Below are 16933 nucleotides of genomic sequence, written 5' to 3' on the forward strand. Positions count from 1 at the left end.
TTCCCCATCCCCTTTGTTTTAATACATAAAGCGGTTCATAAAGCGAAGTTGATCAAACTTTTGAATTGATTGTTGATCGACGCGCTTCCCAATACGCGCCATTAAGCAGTTAGCCGGATGTGAACAAATTTCAGGGTCGTCCGTTGCATACCAGACAAGTCCGCCCGCGTTCATCATTTTCTCCATTACTTTTCGATATTCCCATACGTTCAAACCAGTTCGTTTTAAATCCCAATGCCAATAGTATTCGGTCGTAATAATGATGTAATCTTCCATCGCATCGTCCATCATAGCCACTTTCAATAAATTTTTCCCGACACCACACCCTCGAAAGTCTGGAATGACTTCGATTGCCCCGAGCTCAATTAAATTTTCCATCTTCCCTTGTGACCATCTTTCAAGGGGGTCAGGATATAAAAAGGTGACGTAGCCAACGATCGTGTGACCGTGGCGGGCAATAATAATTCGCCCTTCAGGAAGGCCTGCAATTTCAATGAGCGCTTGATGTTGTTGGTGCGGTTGCCGAAACGCTGTTAAATCATGATGAAATTCATAGCTAGCCAACTTTTCTGGGGAAATCGGCCCTTCAATAATTAACGTTCCTTTCGGTGTTTTTAATTGTTTTGCGTTATATGTTTTTTTATGCTCCATTGCCCCACCGCCTACTGAAATAATCTCACTTCAATTATACATAAAAAAATAAAAATTAAATCGTTTTCATAATAAACATTAATGAAAATTTTTTAAAAATTGAGAAATTGTTTATAGTATAATATAATACGAATGTAAACACTTTCAAACAAGGGGGAGTTTGGGATGATTAAGGTGGAAACGCTACCAGTCATTCAAGGGGATTTCAACTTGAAAAACTACGAAGAAACGTATAAAACGTTTGACTGGTCTGAAGCAGAAAAGCATTTTTCGTGGTATGAAACAGGAAAAGTAAACATGGCGTACGAAGCGATTGACCGTCATGTAGAAACGTTCCGAAAAAACAAAGTGGCTCTTTATTATCGTGACGCGACAAGAGAAGAAAAGTACACATTTAAAGAAATGAAGGAGTTTTCAAACAAAGTAGCCAACGTGTTAAAAGAAGTGGCCGATGTAGAAAAAGGTGATCGCGTCTTCATTTTTATGCCTCGTTCGCCTGAACTGTACTTTTCTGTGCTTGGAGCGATTAAGCTTGGCGCAATCGTCGGACCTCTTTTTGAAGCGTTTATGGAAGGGGCAGTACGTGACCGTTTAGAAGATAGCGAGGCGAAAGTCATTATTACGACACCTGAGCTTTTACCACGTGTACCTGTCAATGAGCTACCAGCATTAAAGTACGTATTTTTAGTTGGAGATGACATTAAAGAAGAAGGACCGTTTTTTGACTTGAAAAAACGGATGAACGCAGCAAGCAAACATTTTCAGATTGAATGGGTCGGACGCGAGGATGGACTCATTTTACATTATACATCTGGTTCAACAGGAAAACCAAAAGGCGTACTGCATGTGCATAACGCGATGATTCAACATTATCAAACGGCAAAATGGGTATTAGATTTAAAAGAAGATGATGTGTATTGGTGCACGGCTGATCCAGGCTGGGTGACAGGAACATCGTACGGCATTTTCGGTCCATGGCTTTGTGGGGCTTCAAACGTCATTGTAGGTGGCCGCTTTAATCCTGAAGCGTGGTATAAAACGATCGAAGATTATGGCGTGACGGTATGGTATAGTGCACCGACAGCTTTCCGCATGTTGATGGGGGCTGGCGATGAATTAGTGAAAAAGTTTAATTTAAGCTCACTTCGCCATATTTTAAGCGTTGGGGAACCTTTAAACCCAGAAGTCGTCCGTTGGGGAATGAAAGTGTTCAATCGCCGTATTCATGATACATGGTGGATGACAGAAACAGGGGCACAACTCATTTGTAACTATCCGTGTATGGAAATTAAACCGGGATCGATGGGGAAACCAATTCCGGGAGTAAAAGCTGCAATCGTTGACGATCAAGGAAATGAGTTACCGCCATATCGCATGGGCAATTTGGCGATTAAAAAAGGTTGGCCTTCGATGATGCGCGCGATTTGGAACAATCCACAAAAATATGAGTCGTACTTCTTACCGGGTGATTGGTATGTATCTGGCGATTCGGCATATATGGATGAAGATGGATATTTCTGGTTCCAAGGACGAATTGATGATGTCATCATGACAGCGGGAGAACGTGTTGGTCCGTTCGAGGTGGAAAGCAAACTCGTTGAACATCCTGCAGTTGCAGAGGCAGGTGTCATCGGAAAGCCAGATCCGGTGCGCGGTGAAATTATTAAAGCGTTTGTTGCTCTTCGCGAAGGGTACGAGCCATCAGAAGAATTAAAAGAAGATATTCGTAACTTTGTGAAAAAAGGTTTAGCTGCGCATGCCGCACCACGTGAAATCGAGTTTCGTGATAAGTTACCAAAAACGAGAAGTGGAAAAATTATGCGCCGCGTTTTGAAAGCTTGGGAACTAAACTTACCGACAGGCGATTTATCAACAATGGAAGACTAAAAAATCGGGCATGGCCCGATTTTTTAGTTTGTTGATGGCTGTTCTTCTGCTGGTTGCTCATTTGTTGGTTGCTCAGGTTGTATAGCAGGCAACATGCGAATGATATTAGATGGATTCGATTCCAATCCAGCAATATCAACAGCCGTCACGTAATATATTCCTTGTTTTAACGGTATGTTTTTTTGTTCGCCTTTACGTATTGTTGCGATAACTTGAAACGTAGCTGTTTCGGATGCCGCATAATATACTCGATAACCAATGACGTCTTGTTCATGATGTTCGTTCCAAACGAGTGCCGTTCCTTTTTGTTGCGCAGCTAGTGGATCCGGTTTTTTCCCGTTTTCTTGAAGCGTTTTTGCCACAAATACATGTTTCCATTTATCGTTTTGCGGGAGTAATTTGCTCAAATCTTTTATATGCTGAATGCCCCACTGTTCAAGTAACGAAGCGTCAATCATTACGCCTTCTTTTGTAAATTCTTTCGGTGTTGTCGGTAAAGAGGCATATCGCTCTCCATTTAATTCAACGAAAGCTCCGCTAATCAAATACGTATCTTCTGTTTTCGGCACAAATGCCGTATTGAATAAATCGCTTTCGATCAGTCCGAATCGTTTACATGTTTCTGATGGGAGCAATCCAGAAATTGCACAATATGAGCGTTGAACAATTCCTCCAGGCATATGGAATCGTTCTTTCGGAGCGATTAGTTCTGGGCGAATATCGTACGCCCCATTCATCAGTTGCGCCCATAGCAATAAGTTTCTTTGGGAATATGATAGCCCTTTATAGCTTTTCTCAAGCGGTTTTGGTGTATCGTATCCCATCCAAGTGCCTAACGTGACATTCGGATTTGTCGCGACAAACCAAGCGTCCTTTGTGTTTTGACTCGTCCCTGTTTTTCCCGCCCAATCTGCTGAAAATTTTAACTTGCCATTTAAAAAAGAAGCTGTACCTGAGCGAATGACGTCGCGCATCATATCGATTGTTAAATACGCTGTTTGAGGTGAAAACACTTCGATTGGTTTTGGCTCGTGTTCATATACAACGTTCCCATTTTTATCAACAATTTTTTCAATTAAATACGCGTCGATGAATTTCCCACCATTTGCAAACGTTGCGTATGCATTGACGTTTTCTTCAATCGTTACCCCTTTTGTTAGCCCACCGAGCGCAAGAGATAAATTATATCCGTCTCCCGTCGTTAAGCTTGTGAAGCCCATTTTTTCTAAATATGAAATGGGTCGTTGATCGATGATGCGAGCATACGTGCGAATGGCAGGAATGTTATACGATTTTTTTAGCGCGTGACGAACAGATGTTAAGCCGTGTGTTTTACCATCCGCATTTTTGGGGCGATATGGACCTTGTTGCGTTGGAATTTCTAAATCAATATCTGGAATGACAGATCCCGGTTGAATAATGCCCATTTCCATCGCTGGTGCATAAACGAGAAGCGGCTTCATCGTTGAACCGTTCGAACGGTATGCTTGAGTTGCGTGATTCAGTTGTTCCCGTTTATAATCTCGTCCACCGACAAAGCTAATGATGCGTCCGGTTTTGTTTTCGATCAAAATCGCCCCGACTTCTACCGGCTGACGGACGGAAATGATTTGTTCCGTTTTTTCGTCTCTTTTTCGAACAACTGTATCGCTTCCGAAGTACGGATATTTTTCAACAATCGCTTTCATTCGTTCATATATGTCTTTATCGATCGTTGTGTAAATCGTATAGCCGTTTTGACGTAATTGCTTTTCTGCTTTTTCCGCATATTCTTTATATAACTGGTCGTTTGAGCGCACATCTTGCCGATCGTATCCATCTTTTTTTGCTAGTAAATCAATAAAAATATCTTTCGCACGACGTTCGATTTCAAACGTCAGCCATGGATATTTTTCCACTGGGGATGGCAAGGAAGAAACAAAATCTTTCGTAACGTCGTATGCTAGTGCGTCTTTATATTGCTCTTCTGAAATGTATCCAGCTTTTTTCATGCGCGTTAATACCGTTTTCATCCGATTTAGCGCGGGAGATAAATCGCTTTTTAACTCGCCTTCGCTAGTGAACGGTGTATAGCGAAACGGACTTTGTGGTAGCCCTGCTAAAAAAGCCGCTTGCGGTAATGTTAATTGTTTTGCATCGATGCCGAAAACACCCTTTGCGGCGGCTTGGACGCCGGCAATATTTCGCCCAGATGCGTTTCTCCCGAAAGGTACAACGTTAATGTACGCTTCTAAAATTTCATCTTTAGAAAAAAACTTCTCAAGCCGTAAAGCGAGCAACACTTCTTTTGCTTTTCGCTCAAATGACACTTCACTTGTTAAAATTTGATTTTTTACAAGCTGCTGTGTTAATGTACTCCCTCCGCTACGCGTCGAGGAGTTTGTCGCTTCTTGGAAGATGGCACGTATAATGGCTTTTGGTACAACCCCTTTATGTTCATAAAAATGTTCATCTTCTGTAGCGATGACCGCTTGAATGAAGTAAGGGGAAACTTGTGAAAGTTTGACTTCATCGCGTTCTAAATCTGAACGGAAATAGCCAAGATATTCACGATTGGCAAAATAAATATGGGTTGTTTCTTCATAGTTATAAATATCTTTTTTCATTTCTTTGTAAGGAATCGGCTTAGCATCTTTCACAAGCGAGGCGAAATATCCCGCACCGACACCGAAGGCAAAACTGAACGCGCATAAACATGCGATCAATATAATTAAACATACATTCCAAATGACTTCGTATGTAATCGTGAAATGGCGCCATAGTTTTTGCCATGAAAATCGGACTTGTTTTTCTGACATAGTGACCTCCCATCCGAATTGTATTTTCATCATTATATCATAATTTGTCTTTCCGTATCGGAAAATGTCTAAATTTGTTTGAAGATCTTGACAACAGTTGATGTTTTATGATAAAAGAGGGTATATTGACATGTGAATAATCGAGCGATGAGCGGAACGAGTAGTGCTTATCTCCCTGCTGACAGAGAGCTAGTGGTTGGTGCGAACTAGCGTACAGGTAAGCATGAATTACCTCCGTGAGCATCTTTTGCGAACAGCTTGTGCGAAAGTAGCAAAAGACGGTATAAGCCGTTATATCAATGAAGCGAGAGGACATATATGTTCTCTAAGTAGGGTGGTACCGCGATGAAACTCGTCCCTTCATATGAAGGACGGGTTTTTTTGTTTCCATAACAAACGGAAAGGGTGGTTCAAATGGATTTGCTTCAAGATTTACAATTTCGCGGTTTAATTAATCAAATGACAGATGAGGATGGACTCAAAGCATTGCTAGCAGAAGAAAGTGTAAAAGTATATTGCGGTTTTGATCCAACGGCAGATAGTTTGCATATCGGTCATTTGCTTCCGATTTTAATGTTACGTCGCTTCCAACAAGCTGGTCACCAGCCGATTGCGCTCGTCGGTGGGGCAACAGGATTGATTGGAGATCCGAGTGGAAAAAAAGCAGAGCGAAAATTAAATGAAAAAGAAACGGTCGCTCATTACAGTGAGCGGATTAAACAACAGTTAAGCCGCTTTTTAGATTTTGACAATGAAAACAATCCGGCGATTATCGCAAATAACTACGAATGGATCGGTTCGCTTGATGTTATTACATTTTTGCGTGATGTCGGGAAAAACTTTGGAATTAACTACATGCTTGCGAAAGAATCTGTACAGTCGCGATTAGAAACAGGAATTTCTTTTACAGAGTTTAGTTATATGATTTTGCAGGCATACGACTTTTTGAAACTGTATGAAATGTATAACTGCAAGTTGCAAGTTGGTGGAAGTGACCAGTGGGGGAACATTACGGCTGGGCTAGAACTAATCCGAAAAACAGAAGAAGATGCAAAAGTGTTTGGATTAACTGTTCCGCTCGTAACAAAAGCAGACGGAACGAAGTTTGGTAAAACAGAAGGTGGAGCGGTATGGCTTGATGCTGACAAAACGTCCCCATATGAGTTTTACCAATTTTGGATTAATACAGATGACCGTGATGTTGTAAAATATTTGAAATACTTTACGTTTTTATCGCACGAAGAAATTATGGAATTAGAAAAACAAACAGCTGAAGCGCCGGAAAAACGGGCAGCACAAAAAGCATTAGCTGCGGAGATGACGCGTCTCGTTCATGGGGAAGAAGCGTTGCAACAGGCGATGAACATTTCTGAAGCACTCTTTAGCGGAGAAGTAGAAAAATTAACAGCAAATGAGATTGAACAAGGTTTTAAAGATGTACCATCGTATGTATGTCATGAAAAGGAAGTGGCGCTTGTTGATTTGCTCGTAGCGAGTGGCATTTGTCCATCGAAACGTCAAGCGCGCGAGGACGTAGCGAATGGAGCGATTTACGTGAACGGCGAGCGCATGCAAGACGTAAATAAAATCATGACAGAAGAAAATCGCATCGAAGGTCGCTTTACGATTATTCGCCGCGGCAAGAAAAAATATTATTTAATCCGTTATGCATAAAAAATCCTCTCTGCTTCGGCAGAGAGGATTTTTTATTAACGTGAGTAGAACTCGACGATTAATGCTTCGTTAATTTCTGCAGGCAATTCAGAGCGTTCAGGTAAACGAGTGTAAGTACCTTCTAATTTGTCCGCATCAAGCGTTAAGTAGTCAGGTACGAAGTTGTTTACTTCAAGCGCTTCTTTAATAATTTGAAGGTTGCGAGATTTTTCGCGAACAGAAATCGTTTGACCTGGTTTTACACGATAAGATGGAATGTTCACGCGGCTGCCATCAACTAAAATATGACCGTGGTTAACTAATTGGCGAGCTTGACGGCGAGTGCGCGCGAAACCTAAACGGTAAACAAGGTTGTCTAAACGAGATTCAAGCAAGATCATGAAGTTTTCACCATGTTTACCAGCCATTTTACCAGCTTCTTCGAACGTTTTACGGAATTGGCGTTCGTTTACACCGTACATATGGCGAAGTTTTTGCTTCTCTTGAAGCTGCATACCATATTCAGATAATTTTTTGCGTTGTCCTGGACCATGTTGACCTGGTGGGTACGGACGTTTTTGTAATTCTTTACCTGTACCGCTCAATGAAATGCCAAGGCGGCGAGAAATTTTCCATGTTGGACCTGTATAACGAGCCATAAATGCTCCTCCTTTGTTTTTATTTTTGGTAAAATAAAAACAGTCGTGCCTCACCATTTATCGCCATTTTGTTTTCATGTATCCTCGCCCTAGCAGCTGAGAGTTACACGATACAACCTCCAATTAGAGAATGACGCTCTCTATGGGGAACAAAATGGACATACAAATGTGAGCACAAAGGCTGCAATATTTTACACAAAGGCTATTATAGTTTTTTTTCGCGTCTAAGTCAACAATTTTTGTATAGTCTTTATAATAAGGAGTATGGTATGATATAATTGATAGGTCCTCAGTTTTAGAAATATGACAGAAACTCTCATTTTTTTATTTATATGGTTCATACATATAATAGAGAGGAAGTATGTGCGGGTGAGTGAAAAAAATGAACATTCAAGAACACGATCAATACGCCATATTTAAACAAAAGTTTTTCGATTGGTTTTTAACAGAAGAAGATTTTACGAATTTACCTCGCATCATCCAAGCGCTGATCACCTTATTGCAAAAAGAGTTTCACTTGTTAGACGTCACGTTTTATGTGCTTAACCCGTTTAAACACGCTTTTGAACCTGAAGTAACGACAAATCACATCATTGAACAGCAACAAGAAAAATATATGATTCCATTTGATGATCAGCTAAAACAACAGTTTGATGATGTTGTCGTCATCGATGATGAAAGCGAAATCAAAACCGTTCAGTTTGGTATACATTTTTCAGAAGATTCACTCGGTCTTATTCGTTTTCAGCTTCATGTGCGAGATATGATACCGAGGTCGTTAATTAAACAAATGAGACAAGACTTTTTAAAAGTGTTTGCTCGCATTCGCAAAGTGTCTGAAGTATTAAGTGAGGAAAAAAGATATGAACAATTGCATCGAGCGGCAACAAAAATTCATGCGTCTATGAATATTGGGGATGTACTTGAAGAAATTGTAAAAACGTTAAAAGAAGTGTATCCGACGTTTACGTTTCATTTGTTTTTATCTTATGACAGCACAACAGACCGAGATTTGCCGATTAAATTACTTACATTTGAAAATGAAGATGAGCACATGGGGGCAATGCAAGCGTATGTTACTGGACAAATTCAGCTTCACGATTCGCTCGTTCATAAAAAGTCTGTAATTTATGCCCCGATTAAAGGAGCCCAAGGCATTTACGGGGTGATCGAAATGATTGCTCCGACAATTATGGAGTTGCCAGAACGAGAAATGCGCTTTATTTCCTTATTAGCAAATACAGCTGGCAGCGCATTAGAGAATGCAAAATTATACGAACAATCAAAACGATTAATTGCTGATTTACAACTCATTAACGAGACGATTCACCACTTAAACACGAACTTACGCTTCCAAGACGCCTTGCAGTTTATGATTGAAAAAATTAAAACGTCATTTGATGCGGAAGAAGTCGGTTTTATTATTTTGCAAGAAAAAGAGCGTAAAGTACTTCCTGGAAGTACGGCATTTTTCCAATCACGCGAAGCAAAGGCATATGTAGATTTCGTTTTCCACCGCATTCAACATCCGCGGGATAATTTATTTTTAGGTGATGTAAAAATTCATAGCGATCATGCGAAACGTTTTCGTTCGCTTATGGCCGTACCGATGATGCGCGGAATGATGAAAGGTGTAGCGATCGTGCTACATCAAGAGGCGTACCACTTTTCGTTTGATATGTTTAAATTGTTACAATCACTTATCCATCATTCCACGTTGGCGTTTACAAACGCAGCATTGCGTGAAGAGCTTGAACGAATGGTCATTACAGATCGGCTAACAAATTTATATGCACGTCATTATTTAGATGAACGTATTCAACGTTCGATGGAAGAGGATGGATTAGGTACATTTATTTTAATAGATATTGATAATTTCAAAAAAATAAACGATACGTATGGGCATCAAGTAGGGGATGAAATTATTATTCAAGTAGCAAATATTATTAAAGCAAACATTCGCCAAAATGACATCGGAGCTCGATGGGGAGGAGAAGAACTCGCCATTTATTTACCGAAAGTGTCCATTAATGCAGGTTTATCGATTGCGAACCGCTTAGTACAAAAAGTTCGTGAGTTAACAAGCCCACCGGTGACGATTTCTTGTGGGGTATCGTACTGGAAGAAAAATCGTGCGGACTCTGTGAAAGAGCTATTTAATCGTGCCGATGAAGCGTTATATACAGCGAAACGGACAGGAAAAAACCGCGTCGTTGTTCAAGAATATTAAAAAGAGGCCAAATATTTCGGCCTCTTTCTTATATGTTAACATATTGAATAAGCGTTTCAACAAAACGTTGTAAATACTGTTCGTCTACCTCATCGAAACGATTTTTGATTGGGCTGTCAATATCAAGCACACCAATGACACGGCCGCTTTTTATCATCGGAACGACAATTTCAGATTGAGATGCAGCATCGCATGCGATGTGACCTGGAAACGTATGAACGTCCGCCACACGCACGGTTCGTTTTTCGGCCGCTGCTGTTCCGCATACGCCTTTGCCAAATGGAATGCGCACGCATGCGGGCAATCCTTGAAACGGTCCGAGAACAAGTTCATTTCCTTCTGTCATATAAAAACCGACCCAGTTAATATCGTGTAAAAAGTAGTTCAATAAAGCAGAAGCATTGGCTAAGTTCGCTACAACATTTTTTTCATCTGAAATTAATGCTTTCAATTGGTCGATGACAAGTGCATAATTTTCTTCTCTTGTCCCTGTGTATGTTTGTGCATGAAACATGTATTCCACTCCTTTATATCAACATATGTTCAATTCCTTGGTGAAGGCCAGCAACCGAGTGAGCATCTGAACCGTACACGAGCGGAATGCCGCGTTTTAACGCTTCTTTTACGACCCAATGAGGCGGATACGGCTCTAAGCAGAGCGGTTTCGTTGTGCCGGCACCGTTGTAGTCAAGTTCTAGTTGACGATTTTTCATTTCATCTAGAATACGTGTGATGATTTTGTTGTCATCATATTCACACGGGTATGCTCGATGAAACTTACGAACGAGCGTGATATGTCCGATACGTTTTGGTTTGTATGGTCCTAAATCGGCAACAACAGAAGCGAGAACGGTGTTATAATACGCATCATACACTCGTTCAACTGAACCAAACGATGCAACGATGTTTCCAAACATGTCCTCGCTATAATCGATACACATGTACTGATTGTCAATGTGCAAAAAATGAACGGATAAAATGCTATCGTCTAATTGTGGGCCGATTTTATTTAAAAATGTTTTCGTTTCTTGTTCATATCCGACAATGAAATCAACTTCTAATCCGACATGAATACGAATATGCCTTTCGTACTGTTTTTTTAATGATTGTAAAATTGATACGTACGACGCTAGTTGTTCTTCTTTCATCGCGCTATCTTGATAAGGGGTTGGATCGATAAATCCTTTCGGAAGCGGTGCGTGTTCGGTAAATGAAATATCTGTATAACCAAGCGAAATGGCCTTTTCGATATATTCATGCAACGCATCGTCACTTCCGTGAGGACAAAACGGTGTATGAATATGCCCGTCACGCACGTTTTTCACCTCTTTTGGCGCAAAATTCGACAAAATCACGTTTTTTTAGGAAAAAAATTAAAATTTTTGCTCAAAAAATGTTGCTAACATGGTATCATAAAATCATTGAAAAGAAAATGCCTTCTCCATAAAAAAGAAAGCTTGACAACAAGGAGGCCCATTATGGAATTTGTAGCGATTAGTGCGCTCCTCTTTATTGGAGGACTTACATATACATACGTGTACCGAAAACGTTTATATAAACAAATCGATCAATTAGAACAATGGAAAATTTCTTTAATGAATCGCCCCGTACCAGAAGAAATGGCGAAAATTAAGGCATTAAATATGATGGGGGAAACAGAGCAGCTGTTTGAAAAATGGCGGAACGAATGGGATGATATTGTCGCTGTTCAACTGCCAAACATAGAAGAGAAGTTGTTTGATATTGAGGAAGCAGTGGTCAAATATCGGTTTATGAAAGCGAAAGATGCGTTACAGCAAACAAAACAGCAGCTTCAAGAAATTGAAGGGAGCATTCAACGCATTTTATTAGAGTTACAAGAATTAGTTGGAAGTGAAGAGAAAAATCGTGAAGAAATTGAACAGTTAAAGGAAAAGTATCGCCAAGTAAAAAAAGCGATGCTTACTCAACGTCATACATTCGGGCGCACGGAAACTGCGCTTGAATCGCGATTAAATACTCTTCAACAACAATTTCAAACATTTGAACAGCTAACGGCGGAAGGGAATTATTTAGCTGCCCGTGAAGTAGTGTTGCTCATTCAAAATGAATTAAATGAGTTGAATCGTTTTATTGAACAAATTCCGCTTTTACTTAGCGATGCGCAAGTTGAAATTCCAGCACAACTTGACAATATTGTCGAAGGGTATCGTGAACTGTTAGAAAAAGGGTATGTGCTTGACCATCTTCCAGTTGACAAAGAAGTGGAGGCGATCCGCGGAAAAGTGTCAGAAGTGCTTGCGCTGTTAGAAACGCTTGCTGTCGATGAAGCAGAAAAGCTTCTTCGAGAAGCACAAGAAGATGTTGACACGTTGTACGATTTGTTAGAGAAAGAAGTGTATGCGGAACGCTTCGTTCATGATGAAACGGAAAAAATTGAGCAAACGCTTTACGAGTTAGAAGAAGAAACGAAAGAAACGCGCGATGAAACGTTGTTTGTTCAGCAAAGCTATCATTTATCACAAAGTGATCTTGACAAATATCGACACATTGAAAAGCAAGTGCAACAATTGATGAAGCGATTTATGTTAATTCAAACGAAAATGATTGAGGAACGTTTAGCTTACTCGCTTATTCGTGAAGAGTTGGAGGAAATTTTAGCGCAAATTGCTGCGGTGAAAGAAAAGCACGCCCAGTTTCGAGAGCACTTATATGCGCTAAGGAAAGATGAATTAGCAGCGCGTGAGAAATTAGCAGAAATGAAAAAACAATTGTCTGAAGCGATTCGGCTCGTGAAAAAAAGCAAACTTCCTGGGTTACCGGAATCTTATATGTTGCAAGTGAGCGAGGCGCGTGAAAGCTTAACGCGTGTGTCGCTTACATTAGACGGAAAGCCGTTAAATATGGAGGCCGTTCATCAAGCGCTAGACGAGGCGATCTTGTTTGTGCAACATGTATGTGACCAAACAAAAGAAATGATTGAACAAGCTCGATTGGCTGAACAAGTCATTCAGTATGGAAACCGTTACCGTCGTCGTTTCCAAGCGGTGAAAGAAGGATTAGAGGAAGCGGAGCAGTTGTTCCGACGATACGAATACGAATTAGCCTTACAAAAGGCGATTGCTACGGTAGAGCAAGTGGAGGAAGGAGCGTTTGAACGTATTCGTGAGTGGTTAAAAGAAAACGAGTGAAAGGGAATCCCTTCACTCGTTTTTAACTTGCTTTTCTTTCGGTACGTGTGACATGATTTGTTTTGTTTAGCAACAAACCGATCAAGCCACCGACGAGCGCCGGTGTGAGCCAACCAATTCCTTGTTCAAACAAAGGCAATGTTTTTTCGTATACGTGTAAAATGGCTGATACATCAAATCCCGCTGTTTTTAGCCCATCAACGACGCTAACAAGAAATGTACCAGCAATCGCTCCGATGTAAACCGTTTGTTTCCCGCCAAAATAGTCATGTAAAAACGATAAAGCGACAAGAGTAATGGCTAACGGATAAATGATAATAAGCACAGGAATGGATAACGAAATAAGTTTTGTTAAACCGACATTTGCGATGAACGCGCTAAAGACGCTCATCACGATGACGAGCATTCGATAAGAGAACTTTGGCGAAATTTTCGAAAAATAGCTTGCGCACGATGATAATAAACCGACAGATGTCGTTAAGCACGCAAGCATAATAATAACCGATAAGATGGCTGTCCCGGCTTGCCCAAATAAGTAAGTGGCTGCTTGGCTAATAATTTCTCCGCCGTTATCGCGATAACCAATCGCCTGCACGCTTGATGAGCCGATGAAAGCGAGCGATAAATAAACGAGCGTTAGTCCAGAGGCAGCAATGAGCCCAGCTTGAATGCAAAGTTTTGTCAGTTGTTTTTTGTTTGTTATTCCTTTTTGTTGAATAGCTTGAATGACAATAATACCAAAAACGAGCGCAGCAATGGCATCCATCGTCAAATATCCGTCAATAAACCCTTTAAATAACGGAGCATGTGCGTAGGCATCGGTTGGTTTTTGGATCTCGCCCATAGGTGTCCATATACTTTTGATAAAAAACAAAGTAAGACCGACAAGTAAAAGCGGCGTTAATAACTTACCGATGCGATCAACTAATTTCGATGGATTTAACGCCAACCAAAGCGATACAATGAAGTAAATGACTGTATACGCGGCTAACATGATAGAACGATCGGCTGTTTCAGGTAAAAATGGTGTCACCCCAATTTCAAACGAGACAGTCCCTGTACGTGGAATACCGAAAAATGGGCCGATCGCTAAATACATGATCGTTGTGAAGATAACACCAAATACAGGATGTACTCGACTAGCTAATTGTTGTAAATCACTTCCTGTTTTTGCGATGGCGCTTACGGCTAAAACGGGTAATCCGACGCCAGTAATTAAAAAGCCAGCAATAGCAATCCATACGTTTTCTCCTGCTGCTTGTCCGAGAGCAGGAGGAAAAATCATGTTGCCAGCGCCGAAAAATAAAGCAAATAACATGAAACCGACAGCGATTAAATCTTTTTTCGACATGTTGATCCTCCTTTGTTGTCTCCGTACCAGCCTATATACTACCATATAAAATAAAAATTTTGTCGTTTTTATCAAAAGTTTCAATCTTTAAAATATTCTTTGATCATTTCTTTTTTGAATAAAGATGTGATAATATAAGAAGGCTGTTTGTATATGAACGTATATGGAGGCAAGGGCGATGATGTATTTAGATAATAGCGCCACAACAAAACCGTTTCCAGAAGTGTTGCAATCTTTTATGAAAGTAGCGAATGATTATTTCGGGAATCCGTCGTCGCTACATGGATTAGGCATGCAGGCAGAGCGATTGCTTACACAAGCAAGAGAACAAATCGCACGTCTGCTCGAGGTGAAACCGACCGAAGTGATTTTTACATCAGGTGGGACGGAAGGAAACAATTTAGCAATTAAAGGGGTTGCTTGGCAACACCAGCAGCGCGGGCGTCATATGATTACAACAGCGATTGAACATCCGTCCGTTACCGAAGCGTGTAAGCAGCTTGAACAACTTGGCTTTCAAGTGACATATGTGCCCGTCGATGAGCGTGGCATCGTTTCTCCAACACATATTGAACAAGCGTTGCGTGACGATACGATTCTCGTTTCTGTGATGCATGTCAATAATGAAGTAGGTTCCATTCAGCCAATTGAACAAATTGGTATGTTGTTAAAAAAATATCCGAAAGTGCTTTTTCACGTTGATGGAGTACAAGGTGCGGCGAAAGTGCCGCTTCATTTAAAGCGCGCAAATGTTGATTTATATACGATCTCCGCTCATAAATTTCACGGTTTAAAAGGAGCAGGCGTATTATATGTTCGCGAAGGTGTACGCCTTTCTCCACTTTTATCTGGTGGGGCACAGGAAATGCAGTTACGTTCTGGAACAGAAAATGTCGCTGCCATTGTAGCGATGGCGAAAGCGTTGCGATTGTCTGTTGAAAAATATCACGAATCCTCTGCTCGCCTCGGAGAAATGAAGCGAGCGCTTATCGAACGTTTACAAGCGATTGAAGGCATTGTTGTTCATACCCCGTTTGAACAATCGGCTCCGCATATTATCCATTTTTCTTTAGAAGGAGTCAAATCAGAGGCGTTTGTGCATGAATTAGAAAAACAACATGTATATGTATCAACAACATCAGCTTGTTCATCTCGGAAAAAAGCGCCAAGCAAAACATTGTTAGCTATGGGAGTTGAAAAAATGCGAGCGGAGCGCTCGATTCGCATAAGCTTATCATATGAACAACAAATGGAGCACATTCCAATAATAGTTGAAGCTATTGAACGAGCATACGAACGATTAAAAATAGTAGCGAGGGGAACGAAATGACGTACGATCATATTGTAATTCGTTACGGTGAAATGTCGACAAAGGGAAAAAACCGTTTGCAATTTGTACGATGCTTAAAACGAAACATAGCGAAAAAATTAAAACATTTTCCAAACATTCAAATTGAAGCGTTGCGCGATCGGATGTACGTTCGTTTACATCATACACCACCGCAACCTGTCATTGAAAAATTGCAAGAAGTGTTCGGGATTCAATCGTTAAGTTTAGCGTTAAAAACGGAGAGCGATTTGGAAAAAATAAAGGAAGCGACACTTTTTTTTGTTAAACAATTTCCGCATGAAGGGAAAACGTTTAAAATATCCGCAAGAAGAGCGGATAAACAATTCCCGATCACAACAAATGAATTAAACTATGAGCTTGGGAGTTATGTGTTAAAAAATACAACAGGTTTAACGGTCGATGTCCATCATCCCGACATTGATGTTCGTGTCGAAGTTCGAAAAGAAGGAACGTACATTACAGCGTACGACGTGCCGGGAGCGGGCGGTTTGCCTGTTGGAACGAGTGGGAAAGCGATGCTCATGCTTTCTGGTGGAATTGATAGCCCTGTAGCGGGATATTTGGCAATGAAGCGCGGTTTGCAAATTGAAGCGGTTCACTTTTTTAGCCCGCCGTTTACAAGTGAACGAGCAAAGCAAAAAGTCATTGACTTAGCTCAACGTTTGACGGAATTTGGCGGAACGATTCGCCTTCATATCGTGCCGTTTACGGAGTTGCAACAAGCCATTTATAAGCAGGTGCCAGAAAACTGTTCCCTCATTTCCACTCGTCGTGCGATGTTGCGCATTACAGATGAAATTCGCAAAAGGGAAAATGGACTAGCGATCGTGACGGGAGAAAGTTTAGGACAAGTAGCTAGCCAAACACTTGAAAGCATGGTTGTTGTCAACGATGTAACAACGACACCAATTCTTCGACCACTTATTTCAATGGATAAAACGGAGATTATTGCAATTGCTGAACGAATTGGAACACATCATATTTCCATTCGTCCATATGAAGATTGTTGTACAATTTTTACTCCAAAAGCACCGAAAACGAAACCGAAAAAAGAGAAAATTATTCAATATGAACAGTTTTTACCTTTAGACGAAATGATTGCGGAGACGGTCGCTCGCGTCGAAACGATTACGTTAAAACCAGATCAACCATTGGATGAGCTCTTTTAGATGACGTATGAAGT

General features: G+C 40.7%; 12 protein-coding genes and 1 other annotated feature. Of the genes, 6 read left to right on the forward strand and 6 right to left on the reverse strand.

Annotated elements, in window-relative coordinates:
* Positions 1-18: 18 nt before the first annotated feature.
* Entirely contained in the window at positions 19-651 is a 633-nt protein-coding gene (locus ES017_RS03585; RefSeq protein WP_003398366.1) for a GNAT family N-acetyltransferase, read from the reverse strand.
* Between the two features lie 168 nt (positions 652-819).
* Between ES017_RS03585 and acsA the strand changes: the two genes are divergently transcribed.
* Positions 820-2538, forward strand: a complete 1719-nt coding sequence (gene acsA / locus ES017_RS03590; RefSeq protein WP_035063448.1) for an acetate--CoA ligase — start codon at positions 820-822, stop codon at positions 2536-2538.
* Between the two features lie 23 nt (positions 2539-2561).
* On the opposite strand, the gene ES017_RS03595 is transcribed toward acsA, so the two are convergent.
* Positions 2562-5336, reverse strand: a complete 2775-nt coding sequence (locus ES017_RS03595) for a transglycosylase domain-containing protein (RefSeq protein WP_171334774.1) — start codon at positions 5334-5336, stop codon at positions 2562-2564.
* 138 nt (positions 5337-5474) lie between these two features.
* Positions 5475-5699: a binding site (T-box leader), on the forward strand.
* 51 nt (positions 5700-5750) lie between these two features.
* On the opposite strand from ES017_RS03595, the gene tyrS reads away from it, so the two are divergent.
* Positions 5751-7010, forward strand: coding sequence for a tyrosine--tRNA ligase (gene tyrS, locus ES017_RS03600; RefSeq protein ID WP_021095612.1), 1260 nt, complete (start codon positions 5751-5753; stop codon positions 7008-7010).
* Between the two features lie 35 nt (positions 7011-7045).
* Here the strand turns inward: tyrS and rpsD are convergent, their stop codons facing one another.
* Positions 7046-7648 carry a 30S ribosomal protein S4 gene (rpsD, locus tag ES017_RS03605; RefSeq protein ID WP_021095613.1) on the reverse strand — a complete coding sequence of 201 codons (603 nt, stop codon included), beginning with the start codon at positions 7646-7648 and terminating at the stop codon, positions 7046-7048.
* Between the two features lie 382 nt (positions 7649-8030).
* On the opposite strand from rpsD, the gene ES017_RS03610 reads away from it, so the two are divergent.
* Complete coding sequence (locus tag ES017_RS03610) at positions 8031-9878, forward strand: sensor domain-containing diguanylate cyclase (protein WP_042534835.1); 1848 nt, start codon at positions 8031-8033, stop codon at positions 9876-9878.
* Positions 9879-9906: 28 nt separating this feature from the next.
* On the opposite strand, the gene ES017_RS03615 is transcribed toward ES017_RS03610, so the two are convergent.
* Entirely contained in the window at positions 9907-10392 is a 486-nt protein-coding gene (locus tag ES017_RS03615) for a GAF domain-containing protein (RefSeq protein WP_042534731.1), read from the reverse strand.
* A gap of 13 nt (positions 10393-10405) precedes the next feature.
* Positions 10406-11194, reverse strand: coding sequence for a histidinol-phosphatase HisJ (gene hisJ, locus ES017_RS03620; protein WP_021095616.1), 789 nt, complete (start codon positions 11192-11194; stop codon positions 10406-10408).
* Positions 11195-11356: 162 nt separating this feature from the next.
* Between hisJ and ezrA the strand changes: the two genes are divergently transcribed.
* Positions 11357-13048, forward strand: a complete 1692-nt coding sequence (gene ezrA / locus ES017_RS03625) for a septation ring formation regulator EzrA (protein ID WP_042534733.1) — start codon at positions 11357-11359, stop codon at positions 13046-13048.
* 22 nt (positions 13049-13070) lie between these two features.
* On the opposite strand, the gene brnQ is transcribed toward ezrA, so the two are convergent.
* Positions 13071-14399, reverse strand: a complete 1329-nt coding sequence (gene brnQ / locus ES017_RS03630) for a branched-chain amino acid transport system II carrier protein (RefSeq protein ID WP_042534735.1) — start codon at positions 14397-14399, stop codon at positions 13071-13073.
* Between the two features lie 178 nt (positions 14400-14577).
* Here brnQ and ES017_RS03635 point away from each other — a divergent pair, with 178 nt between their 5' ends.
* Both ES017_RS03635 and thiI read left to right on the forward strand, forming a co-directional pair.
* Complete coding sequence (locus ES017_RS03635; RefSeq protein ID WP_042534737.1) at positions 14578-15729, forward strand: cysteine desulfurase family protein; 1152 nt, start codon at positions 14578-14580, stop codon at positions 15727-15729.
* On the forward strand, positions 15726-16919 hold the full coding sequence (gene thiI / locus ES017_RS03640) for a tRNA uracil 4-sulfurtransferase ThiI (protein WP_042534738.1): 1194 nt from the start codon (positions 15726-15728) through the stop codon (positions 16917-16919). Before ES017_RS03635 ends, thiI begins: the two co-directional genes overlap by 4 nt.
* Positions 16920-16933: the final 14 nt, after the last annotated feature.

This window comes from Anoxybacillus sp. EFIL (assembly GCF_013096955.1).
GTDB classification, from domain to species: Bacteria; Bacillota; Bacilli; order Bacillales; family Anoxybacillaceae; genus Anoxybacillus; species Anoxybacillus ayderensis.